General features: G+C 44.9%; 10 protein-coding genes and 1 pseudogene. 4 read left to right on the plus strand and 7 right to left on the minus strand.

The annotated features are described in order from the left end of the window. Positions 1-17: 17 nt before the first annotated feature. From GVO63_RS06980 to GVO63_RS06995, 4 genes are all read right to left on the minus strand, one after another. On the minus strand, positions 18-1,073 hold the full coding sequence (locus tag GVO63_RS06980; RefSeq protein WP_159578749.1) for a FecR domain-containing protein: 1,056 nt from the start codon (positions 1,071-1,073) through the stop codon (positions 18-20). 1 nt (position 1,074) lies between these two features. Then, on the minus strand, positions 1,075-1,707 hold the full coding sequence (locus GVO63_RS06985) for an RNA polymerase sigma factor (protein WP_159578751.1): 633 nt from the start codon (positions 1,705-1,707) through the stop codon (positions 1,075-1,077). Between the two features lie 92 nt (positions 1,708-1,799). Next, entirely contained in the window at positions 1,800-4,370 is a 2,571-nt protein-coding gene (locus GVO63_RS06990; protein ID WP_159578753.1) for a TonB-dependent siderophore receptor, read from the minus strand. Between the two features lie 333 nt (positions 4,371-4,703). Next, positions 4,704-5,054, minus strand: coding sequence for a Grx4 family monothiol glutaredoxin (locus GVO63_RS06995; RefSeq protein ID WP_014948765.1), 351 nt, complete (start codon positions 5,052-5,054; stop codon positions 4,704-4,706). A gap of 350 nt (positions 5,055-5,404) precedes the next feature. On the opposite strand from GVO63_RS06995, the gene sodB reads away from it, so the two are divergent. From sodB to GVO63_RS07015, 4 genes and pseudogenes are all read left to right on the plus strand, one after another. Continuing rightward, entirely contained in the window at positions 5,405-5,986 is a 582-nt protein-coding gene (gene sodB / locus GVO63_RS07000) for a superoxide dismutase [Fe] (RefSeq protein ID WP_159493414.1), read from the plus strand. A 238-nt stretch (positions 5,987-6,224) separates the two neighbouring features. After that, positions 6,225-8,147 carry a PrkA family serine protein kinase gene (locus GVO63_RS07005; protein ID WP_159493415.1) on the plus strand — a complete coding sequence of 641 codons (1,923 nt, stop codon included), beginning with the start codon at positions 6,225-6,227 and terminating at the stop codon, positions 8,145-8,147. Positions 8,148-8,229: 82 nt separating this feature from the next. Next, a pseudogene (locus GVO63_RS07010) lies at positions 8,230-9,557 on the plus strand (YeaH/YhbH family protein). A 1-nt stretch (position 9,558) separates the two neighbouring features. After that, a complete protein-coding gene (locus GVO63_RS07015; protein ID WP_159578755.1) occupies positions 9,559-11,106 on the plus strand; it encodes a SpoVR family protein in 1,548 nt (515 codons plus the stop codon). Between the two features lie 19 nt (positions 11,107-11,125). On the opposite strand, the gene GVO63_RS07020 is transcribed toward GVO63_RS07015, so the two are convergent. The 3 genes from GVO63_RS07020 to prmB form a co-directional block, all read right to left on the minus strand. Beyond that, the gene (locus tag GVO63_RS07020) at positions 11,126-12,340 is read right to left on the minus strand and encodes an MFS transporter (RefSeq protein WP_159578757.1); all 1,215 of its coding nucleotides are present in this window, start codon (positions 12,338-12,340) and stop codon (positions 11,126-11,128) included. A gap of 184 nt (positions 12,341-12,524) precedes the next feature. After that, positions 12,525-13,622, minus strand: coding sequence for a chorismate synthase (gene aroC / locus GVO63_RS07025; protein ID WP_159493419.1), 1,098 nt, complete (start codon positions 13,620-13,622; stop codon positions 12,525-12,527). A gap of 9 nt (positions 13,623-13,631) precedes the next feature. Further along, positions 13,632-14,567 carry a 50S ribosomal protein L3 N(5)-glutamine methyltransferase gene (gene prmB, locus GVO63_RS07030; protein ID WP_159578759.1) on the minus strand — a complete coding sequence of 312 codons (936 nt, stop codon included), beginning with the start codon at positions 14,565-14,567 and terminating at the stop codon, positions 13,632-13,634. Positions 14,568-14,646: the final 79 nt, after the last annotated feature.

The raw sequence follows: 14,646 nt of genomic DNA on the forward strand, positions 1-14,646 counted from the left end.
CTCGCTTTCAAAAATATTTAACTTTTCGCTACGCTTAACTCAATCGTTGTTTCTGTGACTTTCTCGGCGTTGATGTTGAAACTACTCTTCAGCGCAGACAGTAAGCCGTCGATATCGCCTACCTTGAAATATCCGGCCACCCTACGTTTGTTAAGGCTGTCATCTGAAATATGAAAACGGACAGGCGTATAACGTCCAATCTCAGCGAGTACAGCGTCCAAGGGTTCGCCTTTAAATACTATCATGCCCTGCTGCCACGCTAAATCATCATCAATGTCAGTTTGAGACATACTTTCTCGCGCTTCCACTTTACCTTGAACCGTCGCTTTTTCGCCCGCAAACATAAGCAAGCCTTCTTCTGCTACCGGACGCTTTCCAAACAGCGATTCGTTTGATGATGACGCTTTAAAACGGTCTTTAACTAACACTTTTCCATCAGTCACCACTAATTCAAACGCGTTGTCGTCGACATATTGCATATTGAACGCAGTTCCGACAGCAGTGACGGTATTGTTGCCAGCAGTGACAGAAAATGGCCGCGTTTTATCATGCGCCACCTCAAAGTGCGCTTCACCTTTCAGCAGCACGATGTTCCGTGCCGAGGATGAGAAATCTACCGTGACAATAGAGTTCGTATTTAAGTGAAGTAATGAGCCATCTTCTAAGGTCACATTTTTTTGTTCACCAACCCCTGTTTGCACTTTTTGACTCACAGCGGCAAATTCAGGCGTACTGTTTAGCCAAGTGCGCTGGACAACCACACCTACGGCTATCGCTATTACTAAGAAAGAGGCCGCTATACCCCAAATGACGTTTTTTGGCAGTGCACGTTTTTTAGAAAAATGACGACCTGTTGGTTGCGGGAACAAACCACTCAATTCATTTAAGACCGACATGTCATCCCACAAGCTTGCCGCATCTAGTAAGGCAAGACGATGAGCATTGCTCTCTGACAACCACGCGTCTAGCGCTATTTTTTCGTCACTTTTTAAGCCGCGATCGAGACGGCTTATCCAAAGGCAAGCTTGCTCTTGGATATCTTCTTTGCTTGAAAACTGGCGAATATTGTTCATGTTAACTACTGCTTATGTCCTGAGTCGCGGTATCAGTGACTCGGGGGGATGCACTGTCCTTTGAAAGCTCAGCTAAATATTTAGCGCACATCATTAAACCTTTGGCGACATGCTTTTCTACGGTGCTTTCGCTCAGCCCCACAAGATCTGCAATGTCTTTTTGTCGCATGCCATATACTTTTTTAAGTAAAAATACGCGTTTTACATCAGCTGACAGGGTGTCTGTCGCTCGGCAAAAATGAATAAAGCGCTCTTTACTTTCTACGTTCTTTTCTAAACTGTGCCCCACTAGCTCGTAAGGCAACATATCCATGTCATCGAGTTGCTGCTTGTTTTTATTTTCAGCCTTCGCAACATGATTCAGCGCTAAATTACGCGCTGTTTTGAGCATGTATGTTCGCTCGTATTGTATTTCTTGTTTTAATTCTGCTTCATAGCTCTTTATAAAAGCTTCTTGAACTATATCTTCAATGTCGTCGGCGCCAACAATAGAACCTACCGCGCGCATTAACTTAGAGCGGTATTTTAAAAAGGTTTCAGCGACTGTCGACTTTCTCGTCATAATAATACAAGTTGTGTGTTTCGATTTACTTACATTGACAATAATAATGCCTGTTTCTTTGTCACTTTTCACGCAAATGATGCTCGAAAATCCAAATAAAAGGGGAGCTAATGCTCCCCTCCACTTCGAAACATTGTGAAAGTTGTTTTCGCTAGTATTAGCGATTAAAAAGAATAAACACCTCTTAGATAATAGAAGCCACCGTTAATACCGATTGGTGAGGTTGTTGGATACAACGAACCTGCAATACCGGCATACTGTGTATTCTCATCTGGGTATTCATCAAAGGCGTTTTTCGCGCCTACCGTTACGGTAAACTCTTCAGTGAAGTTATAAGCCACTTCTAAGTCCACAGTAAATTCTGAACCTACCTTGTCGATAGGTAATGCAGAATCTAAGTGATCTTCAAAAATGCTACCGTAATAGTTCAAGCGCGCAAGGAAACGCCAGTCACCGTTCGTATGATTCGCTGTAGCACTGTAACGAACTGCTGGAAGGTTATCTTCTAGCATGCGAATCCGCTCGGGTGAAATGTTTTGTGATGCACGGTCAACTTCTGTTGATGTCCAGTTATAAGCCAATGAGAACTTAGTCTCGCCGCCCATCATATCCATTGAGTAGTTCGCCACAACGTCAACGCCTTCAGTCGTTGTATCAAAGTCGTTAGTGAAGAAGCTGATCTCTTGGAAGCTAGACGCATCATTGATGCCTTGCGCAAGTAGTGCTGCGATATCGTCTTCAGTCAAGGCAATACCAGACGCCGTACTAATACGATCAGTCAGTTCAATGTTGTAGTAGTCAGCAGTAATGAACAGGCCATTTTCAAAGTCTGCAACTATACCAAACGTGATACTTTCTGATTCTTCAGGCGTTAACTGCTCGCCACCTTTCAGCTGAGATACAGGGTCTGTTGGAGGTAGCGTCGCACGGTCAATAAGTTGACCACCCGTACCGAACGCAGTGGTTACGTTACGGACGTTACTTTGACCAAGCGTAGGCGCTTTAAAGCCCGTTGAGAACGCACCACGGAACGCGATGTTCTCAAGCGCTTGCCAACGGAACGCAATCTTACCTTTCGTCGTATCGCCGAAGTCAGAGAAATCTTCGTAACGTAGCGCACCGGCTAACATGAAGTTTTCAGTGATATAGGCTTCTGCGTCAACGTAAAGTGCGATGTTGTTGCGGGACACACGACCTTGGCTATTGGCCGCCAAGCCAGGGAAACCATTTGAGCCAATGCCAAAGCCTTGTGTCGCCAGCGGACCTATTTCATAAGATGCTGTGTCACCTGCAACGCTTTCATAACTCTCGTTGCGGTATTGGAAACCTGTTGCTACGAATAGCGGTTCATATAAACCAACATCGAAAGGTTTGGTAAAATCAATGTCAAGGGTTTGCTCAGACTGCGTGTAGCGACCTGGGCTGAACGAAGTTGGCGTGTCTGGACCTAAAGATGGGTTGATAGTGTTGCTGATAGCGAAATCAACTTCGTTTTGACCCAAGTTTAAACTCACGTCATACGTAATGTCGTTATCCAACTCGCCTTTGGTACCAAAGACAAGAGACATATCCGTTACCGTACCGCCGAAGCGAGGGGTAAAACCACCAGGAAGAATTTCGTTAAACGCGAAACAATCTGGGTTGTTTGCTACTTCATTAATGTAACGTGGATTAGTAAGCACGTTATCACCAACCACGATATCAGTTGGACAGTTGCCTGACATGTCGCCAGTTAAATCACCGACAAGAAGTAGTTGCTCATTGTTTTCGTTTGTACCACCGTCGTTAACACCACCGCGATTGTGTGGGTTACGGAAATAGAAACCGCCTTCAACTTCACGTTCAGCGAAGTTACCAAACATGTACGCTTCCGACGTAGCAGACAACTCAATACCAGCGTTAGCAAAAAGCTTGATGTCGTGCTTAATCTCAGGAGAACCCCAAATTTGTGCAGGGTCTGCCACAAACGTGTTACCTGCAGCAACAAGTGCCGCAGCATCATCACGCTGTACGCTACGCGAGGTATCATCAGCTGTACGATATTCAGCTGACAAGTTAATGAAACCGTTTTCTGAAAGCGGCAAGCCTACATTACCAGACAACTGAACCATGTCACCGTCGCCTTCATAGTAAGAACCGTAACGCGCTTCAAACGTTCCGCCTTCAGAGGCATCGCTCAGTACGAAGTTAATTACACCTGCAATGGCGTCTGAACCGTATTGAGCCGCCGCACCATCACGAAGTACTTCAACTTGCTTCAAGGCTGCTGCAGGAATAACTGAGATATCTGGGCCTTGTGCACCGTCTGAAAGACCACCGCCAAGAAAGGTAATAACCGCAGAGCGGTGACGGCGCTTACCGTTAACCAATACAAGAGTATGGTCTGACGCCATACCGCGAAGGTTAGCAGGACGAACAAGCGTCGATGCGTCGTTAATTGGCTGGTCGTTCACGTTAAATGACGGAACAACGGTTTGCATCATAGATACCATATCGGTGGCACCCTGCTGCTTGAACTCTTCGTCAGAAATAATATCAATTGGCACCGCTGAGTCTGCCACAGAGCGTGGCGCTGCGCGTGAACCAACGACGGCAATTTGCTCAAAATCTTCAGCTTTTGCACTCTCTTCTGCTTCTTGTGCAAAGACTGGTGCTGTAGCCATTACTGAAAACGCGGCAGATGCAGCAAGAACGCCGCGCACGCTTCTGGTCAATAAAGACAAGGTTGTATTCATGGTGGTTTCCCGGATTTTCTCTAAAATACTTTCAGCGCTATTTACACAATAAAAAAGTATTTTGAGGAGTTGTTGTTTTATACCTTCAACACTGACTCATTTGTGGTCAGATGGCATTGTTTATAGATCGCAAGATATTAAAAAACAAACCTTTTTCGACAAAATAAAATTATTTTTTCAAGCCGTAGAGGATTTAGATTTCTGACCTGTCTATATAGATTTCGTGGGAATAAAAGTGTGTGGATTTTGGCGGTTTTTGATGAAAAAAGCCGACTAATAGCCGGCTTTTAAATCGATTTTCACAAACTTAAAATTTGTGCATTGAAACGGTATTTATTCTGCTTCTTTATACTTCGCTGCAGTTTCTTTAATAAGTGGCTGAAGCTCGTTCTGCTGAAACATTTCAATAATAATGTCGCAACCACCAACAAGCTCACCTTCTACCCATAATTGTGGAAATGTAGGCCAGTTCGCGTATTTAGGCAGTTCAGCACGGATATCAGGGTTTTGTAGAATATCTACGTACGCAAATGGTTCGCCACATGACATCAACGCTTGCGATGCTTGTGAAGAAAAGCCACAGCTAGGTAGTTTTGGTGAACCTTTCATGTACAACAAAATTGGGTTTTCTTCGATTTGCTGCTTGATTCTATCCAGCGTTGATTGATTTTCAGTATTATCCATTTGATTCCTCTGAGCACAAAAGTGTATTCCCCCTAAGATGGGAATGCATGTATGATTTATCAAGGTGGAGGGTATCATAAAATTACCTTTAATTACTCACCACCAAATTGATCTTTTCATACCCTGTATTGCTATTTACCATTACATCAGATCATTATCTACGATGACGAATTCGACTTTTTAAAAAATTTCACAATTTTGTCATTGAGTTATAGGACTTTATCCCCACATTTGGGATATGCTTCAGGGTCTAGAGTGATAATTTTCAACCAAGCGTTGATAGGCACTTATTGAACAGGCGAAGATAAGTGTGCTTTAGACTACAATACTAAACTAACATGGAGACCGTCATGGCTTTTGAATTACCAGCATTACCATACGAACAAAATGCACTAGAACCGCATATTTCTGCTGAAACGCTTGAATACCACTATGGCAAGCACCACGCTACTTATGTAACTAAGCTTAACGGCCTAGTTGAAGGTACTGACATGGAAAACAAAAGCCTAGAAGAAATCATTAAATCTTCTGAAGGCGGTGTTTTCAACAACGCAGCGCAAGTCTGGAACCACACGTTCTACTGGCACTGCCTAAGTCCAAATGGTGGCGGCGAGCCAACAGGCGCGCTTGCTGATGCGATCAATGCAAAGTGGGGCTCATTTGCGGACTTCCAAGCAGCGTTCAACGACAAAGCAGTTAACAACTTTGGCTCTAGCTGGACTTGGCTAGTAAAAACTGCTGACGGCAGCCTAGATATCGTTAACACGAGCAACGCTGAGACGCCTATTTCTGGTGATGACCTAACGCCAGTACTGACCGTTGACCTTTGGGAACACGCATACTATATCGATTACCGTAACGCGCGTCCTAAGTACCTAGAAAACTTCTGGGCACTGGTTAACTGGGAATTCGCAAGCGCCAACTTTGCGTAAGTTGGACGGTTAAGCGCTAGGCACTTTTGCGTGCAGCAGCGTTTGCTTCAAAATAACAAGCCCCGCCTTCGAGCGGGGCTTTTGTTTACAAAAAACCTTCATTAAGTGACACTAAATTCTTATTAAAGTTGCATTTTTCATTAGACGAAAAGATTAAAAACTATACACAATAATTACTATCCTTTTCCCAAATACCGACTAAGCTGAAATTACGGGGTTCCGTATTTAAGGGGTATTCATGGGTATTTTTGAACACTATCAAAGTCGCTATGAAGAGCGAAAACAGGAAGAGTTCACCATTGGGGAGTTCCTTGAAATTTGTAAAGAGGATCAAACCGCTTATGCAAATGCAGCAGAACGTTTGCTACAAGCTATCGGTGAGCCTGAATTAATCGACACTGCAAATGACCCGGCACTTAGCCGAATTTTCTCAAACCGCGTTATTTCTCGTTATCCAGCTTTCTCAGAATTCTATGGCATGGAAGAAGCCATCGAACAAATTGTGTCCTACCTTAAACATGCCGCACAAGGCTTGGAAGAAAAGAAACAAATTCTCTATTTGCTCGGTCCTGTAGGAGGCGGTAAATCGTCACTGGCGGAAAGGCTTAAAGAGCTTATGCAGCATGTACCTATATACATGCTGAAAGGCTCACCCGTAAATGATCATCCTTTCTGCCTGTTTGACGTCAAAGAGGATGGCGATATTTTGCAAAAAGAGTACGGTATTCCAAAGCGTTACCTGAAAACTATCATGTCACCTTGGGCACGCAAACGCCTGCATGAATTTAACGGTGATATCACTCAGTTTAAAGTGGTTCGCGTGTACCCATCAGTGCTCGACCAAGTAGGTATTGCTAAAACCGAACCAGGTGATGAAAACAACCAGGACATTTCATCACTCGTGGGGAAAGTGGATATTCGCCGGCTAGAGCAATATGCACAAAATGACCCTGACGCGTACAGCTATTCCGGCTCACTGTGTAAAGCCAATCAGGGCTTGATGGAATTTGTTGAAATGTTTAAAGCACCGATTAAGGTGCTTCATCCACTATTAACCGCTACACAAGAAGGTAACTACAATCCGACAGAGGGTTTTTCTGCCTTACCCTTCGATGGTTTAATTTTGGCGCATTCTAACGAATCTGAATGGCAAACATTTAGGAACAATAAAAACAACGAAGCCTTCCTTGATCGTGTTTATATTGTAAAAGTGCCCTATTGCTTGCGGGTACGTGAAGAAATTAAAATTTACAAAAAGCTTTTGGATAGCAGTGAACTCAACGGTGCGCCCTGTGCTCCTGATACGCTAGAGTGTTTAGCGCAATTTACCGTGCTTTCGCGCCTGAAAGAGCCTGAAAACTCTAGCTTATTTTCAAAAATGCGCGTGTATGACGGTGAGAGCCTTAAAGACACCGACCCAAAGGCCAAGTCATATCAAGAATACCGCGATTACGCTGGTGTTGATGAAGGCATGGAAGGCTTATCCACGCGTTTTGCATTCAAGATCCTCTCTCGAGTGTTTAACTTCGACCATCAAGAAGTGGCCGCTAACCCGGTTCATTTATTTTATGTATTAGAACGTCAAATAGAACGGGAGCAGTTCCCGCAGGAGACCGCTGATAAGTATTTGGAATTCTTAAAAGGTTACTTAATTCCTCGTTATGTGGAATTTATTGGCAAAGAAATTCAAACCGCTTATTTGGAGTCATATTCTGAGTATGGACAAAATTTATTTGATCGCTACGTCACCTATGCTGACTTCTGGATTCAGGACCAAGAGTATCGAGACCCTGAAACAGGTCAACTGTTCGATAGAGCCTCGCTTAATGCCGAGTTAGAAAAAACAGAAAAACCTGCGGGTATTAGTAACCCGAAAGACTTCCGCAATGAAATAGTTAACTTTGTATTGAGAGCCCGAGCCAATAACGGTGGGAAAAACCCTTCGTGGACGAGTTACGAGAAACTCCGCACTGTAATTGAAAAGAAAATGTTCTCTAACACAGAGGACCTACTGCCGGTTATTTCTTTTAACACCAAAGGCTCTGCAGAGGAGCAAAGAAAGCATGACGACTTTGTTAATCGTATGACTGAGAAAGGTTATACGCAAAAGCAAGTACGATTGCTTTGTGAATGGTACCTGCGCGTCCGTAAAGCGTCTTGACGCAAGAAGGCGCGTCCTGCTAAAGCGCGCTTCGCGCTCTAGCAGGGGTATTGTTAATTCACAACAAGATAAGCAGGTGGGTATGGCGCATTTTATTGACCGAAGGTTAAACAGCAAAGGTAAGAGCACGGTGAACCGCCAGCGCTTTATCAAACGCTATAAACAGCAGATAAAGCGCGCGGTGTCTGATGCAGTGGGCAACCGCTCTGTCACAGACGTAGATTCTGGCGAACAAATCAGCATTCCAGCAAGAGACATTTCCGAACCTATTTTTCATACCGGACGAGGCGGTAGCAGAGATATCATCCATCCTGGTAACGATCAATTTATTGCTGGCGACAAAATTGACAGACCGCCGGGCGGTGGAGGCAAAGGTGCAGGTGAAGGTGACGCCAGCAATAAAGGTGAAGGCCAAGACGAGTTTGTGTTTTCGATATCTAAAGACGAATATTTAGACTTACTATTTGAAGACCTAGCACTACCAAATTTAAAGAAAAATCAGTTTGATAAAGTCACCCAATTTGAAACCTATCGCGCCGGTTACCAGACCGATGGCGTCCCGAGTAACTTAGACATTGTTCGTTCACTTAAAGGTTCTGTAGCTAGACGTATAGCCCTTACTGGAAGTGATAGAAAAGCACTTAGGGAGCTTGAAGAAAAACTCGCGCTACTTGTTGAAGATAAGCATGACAACACGCTCGCCATTGGCTACTTGTTGAAGATAAGCATGACAACACGCTCGCCATTGTCGCACTTGAGAAAGAAATAGGTGCTCTAAAAGCAAAAATCGCGCGGGTGCCGTTTATTGATACCTTCGATTTACGTTTTAAAAATTATGACAAGCGCCCGCTTCCCTCAAGTAAAGCGGTCATGTTTTGCTTGATGGATGTGTCTGGCTCAATGGACCAAGCCACTAAAGACATGGCAAAACGGTTCTATGTGTTGCTGTATCTGTTTTTAACACGAACCTACGAAAATGTGGATGTCGTCTATATTCGTCACCATACCCAAGCCAAAGAAGTAGACGAACAAGAGTTTTTCTATTCTCAGGAAACCGGAGGCACCATTGTTTCAAGTGCGCTGAAATTAATGGATGACGTTGTTCGTGAGCGGTACAGCGATGGGAATTGGAACATCTACGCAGCTCAAGCGTCAGACGGCGACAACTGGGCAGACGACTCACCACAATGTCGCGATTTATTGACCGCTAAATTACTGCCTGCCGCTCGCTATTATGCCTATATTGAAATAACCGAGAGACAGCATCAAAGCTTGTGGCGTGAATATGAAAAAGTAGCAGCCACCCACGACAATTTCGTTTGTAAGCACATACAAACACAGGCCGACATCTATCCAGTATTCAGAGAGCTATTCAAACGCTCTGAAAAAGATGCGCAGCAAGGAGCCTAATATGACAAACGACGTTTTAGCAAAAGAAAGCCGCAAACCAGAATCTCCAAAACGTTTTTTATTGAGCGACGGCCCCGATTGGACGTTCCCGCTAATTGAAGAATATGAGCAGCACATCGACCGCATTGCCAAGAAATTCAAGCTAGACACCTACCCCAATCAAATTGAAGTGATCACAGCTGAGCAGATGATGGATGCCTATGCCAGCATAGGTATGCCGCTTAACTACACGCACTGGAGCTTTGGTAAAAAGTTTATTCAAACCGAGCAGCAGTACCGTCGTGGGCAAATGGGGCTGGCTTATGAAATCGTAATTAACTCTGACCCCTGCATTGCATATTTAATGGAAGAGAACACCATTACTATGCAAGCCTTGGTCATGGCTCACGCATGCTATGGTCACAACTCATTTTTTAAAGGTAACTATTTATTTAAGACGTGGACTGACGCGAGCTCCATCATCGATTACTTGGTTTTCGCCAAAAACTACATTGCCAAGTGCGAACAGAAATACGGCTATGAAGACGTTGAGAATGTGCTCGACTCCTGTCATGCGCTGATGAACTACGGTGTTGACCGCTACAAACGCCCGCAGAAGATTTCTTTACAAGAAGAGAAAAACAGGCAGGAAGAGCGCGAGGCCTACCTGCAATCACAAGTAAACGAACTTTGGCGAACATTACCTAATAACCCACATAGCAAACACAAAGAAAAAATTCGTTTTCCCCAAGAGCCCCAAGAGAACCTGCTTTATTTTATAGAGAAAAACGCGCCGTTGCTTGAGCCGTGGCAACGTGAAATTGTGCGTATCGTAAGGAAAATTTCACAGTATTTTTATCCGCAGAAGCAAACGCAAGTGATGAATGAAGGCTGGGCGTGTTTTTGGCACTATCACATTTTAAACGAGATGTACGATGAAGGATTGGTGAGCGACCGCTTCATGATGGAGTTTTTACATAGTCACTCCAGTGTGGTCATGCAGCCGGAATACAATAGCCCGTATTATTCAGGTATCAACCCATATGCCCTTGGGTTCTCTATGTTTATGGACATTAAACGGGTATGTCAGTCTCCCACCGAGGAAGACTACCAATACTTACCCAGCATTGCAGGAAAAGATTGGCTGCAAACCGTCCACTTTGCTATGGAGAACTTTAAAGATGAAAGCTTCATCAGTCAGTTTTTATCGCCCAAAGTTATTCGCGATTTTAAGTTGTTCGCTCTCGAAGATGACACCACAAAGCCCTTTATCGCGGTGAGTGCTATCCATGATGAAATGGGGTATCAAATTATTAAGGAAAAGCTTTCTGCCCAGTACAATTTGAGTAATTTAGAACCTAACATTCAGGTACACAATGTGGATGTTAGGGGTGACCGTTCACTAACCCTTCGCTACATTCCACAACGGGGTATCCCACTTGGCGAATCAAAAGATGAAGTGATGCGCCACCTGCACAGGCTATGGAAGTTTGATGTACGATTAGAACAAGACAATGGTGATGATGGCGTTGAAGTGATATCGGAATGCAAGCGTGCTGCGCAGGCTTGACGCCTGCGCTCAGCATTTGCTAACTGTTTGAAAGCGCTTTAGCGCTTTCCATGTCTTTTCTTGAGCACAGCAATAAAGATAAAGCACCGATCGTCGCAAAAACGGCAGCGGTAACAAATGTTTCATAGGCGTTAGTGCCCTGCTGCCACTGCTGCCCCGCCATATAGTTCCCAAATGCCCCACCCAGTCCAAATGCCACGCTTATGTATACCGCTTGTCCTCGGCTTTGATATGCCTTTGGCAAAAACTGATGAATAAAGTGCACCGATACCGCATGGGTTAACCCAAAGCTTAAAGCATGAATAAGCTGACTTAAAACGATCACAATAAAACTATCAGCAAATGCCGCCATCACATACCAGCGAACTCCGGTCAGCGCGATGCTCACAAACAATAATTTCCACACGCCAAACTGGCAAATAAGTCTACGGGCGATAAGAAATATCCCCACCTCTGCAAGGACACCTAGCGCAATGAAAATACCGGTCTGCTGACCGCTGTAATCAAGATCGCGCATGTAAAGCGCGAAAAAGCCATAGTACGCACCGAAGCTAATCTGCAAACACGCGGAAGAGAAAATAAATACGGCGAAGGGCTTTTGCTTTGCGTATTTCCAGATACTTCCTGCCGCAGCGCTCTCATGAACAGCTTCTTTTGGTGCCCGTATGAATAAAGTACTCATAAATAACAGTGCGAGCACACCAATACTGGCATGAACGGGCGTGTCGGTAGAAAAAATATCGAGGGCTTTCCCGACGCTTACCGTAAGACAAATAAAACCAACGCTCCCCCATAGCCTTATTTGCCCGTACGTGGCTTTACTCTTCGCCACTGTATTCATGGTAATGACTTCAAGTTGCGGCAGCACCGCAGTCCAAAACATCATCATAAGGCCGAAAGCCAGCGTCAGTCCCCAAAAGCTGGTGAAGTAAAGAACGGAACTGAAAGTAAGGACGGTAAGCAAGCATCCTAGACGCATAACGCCTAGCGCGTTACCTGTTTTATCGGCGACGCCAGCCCACAATCCTGGTCCTAAAATTCTGGCAAGGGTTATAACTGCAAAAAGCTCGCCGATCTCCGCTGAAGAAAATCCCCGCCCATCAAGAAAGATCCCAAGATACGGTACAAGCACGCCAAGCTGCCCGAAATAAAGCCAGTAGGTAATAGCGAGTATTAACAGTGCGGTTTTGCTGCTTGTGGCAGTTTCTGTGTTAGTTGCGCCCTTCAGTGACAATTTCCATCTCCGTATGCAAAAACGCCACTACCCAAGATAGGTAGTGGCGAGTCGTTAAAGTAGTAAGCACAGAGCCTCAAGCATGCTGCGCTTTTAAAGTGCTGGGCGTGTTTAGCGTAAAACACCTAGCCTCAAGCGCTTGTAAAAAGGCTTACCTCAATGACGATAAGCCGACACATAACGACTAGGCTTGGCCTGCAATAGGCTTGGTCGTCGATAGCACGCCTGCGTTTTGTGCACGGTGACGTAGCAAGTGGTCCATTAATACAAGCGCGAGCATGGCTTCCGCGATAGGCACAGCACGAATGCCCACACAAGGGTCATGGCGCCCTTTGGTGACAATATCAATTTCTTCGTTGTCTTTGTTAATGGTTTTACCCGGCACAGAAATACTGGACGTAGGTTTTAATGCCATATGGACTTCAATATCCTGGCCCGTAGAAATGCCGCCTAATACACCACCTGCATGGTTAGAGGTAAAGCCATCAGGAGTAAGCGTATCGCGGTGTTCACTGCCTTTTTGATTGATTACATCAAAGCCATCGCCAATCTCAACACCTTTCACGGCATTAATCCCCATCATGGCGTGGGCGATTTCCGCATCTAATCTGTCAAAGACGGGTTCGCCAAGACCGACAGGTACATTTTTTGCCACGACTGATACTTTCGCGCCAATACTGTCGCCTGACTTCTTCAGGTCGCGCATGTACTCGTCCAACGCATCTAGCTTAGATTCGTCCGGACAAAAGAACGGATTCGTATTGGTTACGCTGTGATCCACAGTCTCTACCTCAATAGGGCCAAGCTGAGACAAATACCCTAGCACTTCAATGCCGTGCACTTCTTTAAGGTACTTTTTTGCAATTCCACCCGCAGCTACGCGAATAGCCGTTTCACGGGCAGACGAACGTCCACCACCGCGGTAATCTCGGCTACCGTACTTTTGATCGTAGGTATAGTCAGCGTGGCCTGGGCGAAAACGGTCTTTAATATTGCCGTAATCTTGGCTTCGCTGGTCTTTATTTTTAATCAATAAACCAATGCTTGTGCCCGTGGTTTTACCTTCAAACACACCAGATAAAATTTGTACTTCGTCGTCTTCTCTTCGCGCCGTGGTGTAGCGAGAAGTACCAGGCTTACGTCTGTCTAAATCAACCTGAAGATCTTCCTCTGTGATCTCAAGCCCTGGAGGGCAACCGTCTACAACACCGCCAATTGCAATGCCGTGGCTTTCACCAAACGTGGTTACAGTGAAAAGTTTTCCGAAGCTGTTACCTGACATAATTAACTATTAATCCTTACTACTAAAATACTGTACTAGCGTGTCTTTCTTCACGGCGAAAATGCCTGAACCGCCGTTTTCAAACTCGAGCCATATTACTTCTAATCCAGGGAATCTTTCACTCATATGCACTTCACTATTTCCCACTTCGACAAATAACCAACCGCCGTCGTTAAGGTAAGTTGGCGCTTCTTTAAGCATGATGTCGACTAATTCTAGGCCGTCTTCACCAGCGGCAAGAGCAAGCTCGGGCTCGTGATGATATTCTTCTGGCAGGTCAGCCATATCCTCTGCATCAACGTAAGGTGGGTTAGACACGATAAGATCGTACTTTTGCCCTTCTAAACTTGAAAACAGATCTGACTGGATAGGATAAACACGGTGGCTTAGCCCGTGTTCTTGAATATTAATGTCAGCCACCTCTAATGCATCAGTGCTGATATCTACCGCATCCACCTGGGCTTGGGGATATGCATGGGCAAGGGCAATAGCAATACACGCACCGCCTGTACACATATCAAGAATACTTGCTGGCGTTGATTCAACAAAAGGTGCAAATTCTTTTTGGATAAGTTCGGCAAACGGCGAGCGGGGTATAAGCACTCGTTCATCCACATAGAATGGCATACCGCAGAACCACGCCTCGTTAGTGATATAAGGCAGAGGCATACGTGTTTGAACTCGCTTCAAAACAAGCTCAGCAATTTTCTCACGTTCACTTTTGGTCAAACGCGAGTTAAACATATGTTCGCCCACCTGCTCAATCATCGGGTGAGGTAAATGAAGCGCTTGCATGACAAGGCTCGTCGCCTCGTCCCACGCATTGTCTGTACCATGACCAAAATACAATGCAGCATCATTGAAACGGCTGGTCGCCCATCGCGTCATATCTAGCAATGTATGTAGATCTTCAATGGCTTCTTCGAGGTAAAACTTATCAGTCATGGTGTTTGGGTACATCAAAAATTTCAAAGCTGGTATCATACCCAAACTTAATACTGATTCACATAATTAACTACCCTGT

It is taken from the genome of Alteromonas sp. KUL106, assembly GCF_009811415.1.
GTDB lineage: Bacteria > Pseudomonadota > Gammaproteobacteria > Enterobacterales > Alteromonadaceae > Alteromonas.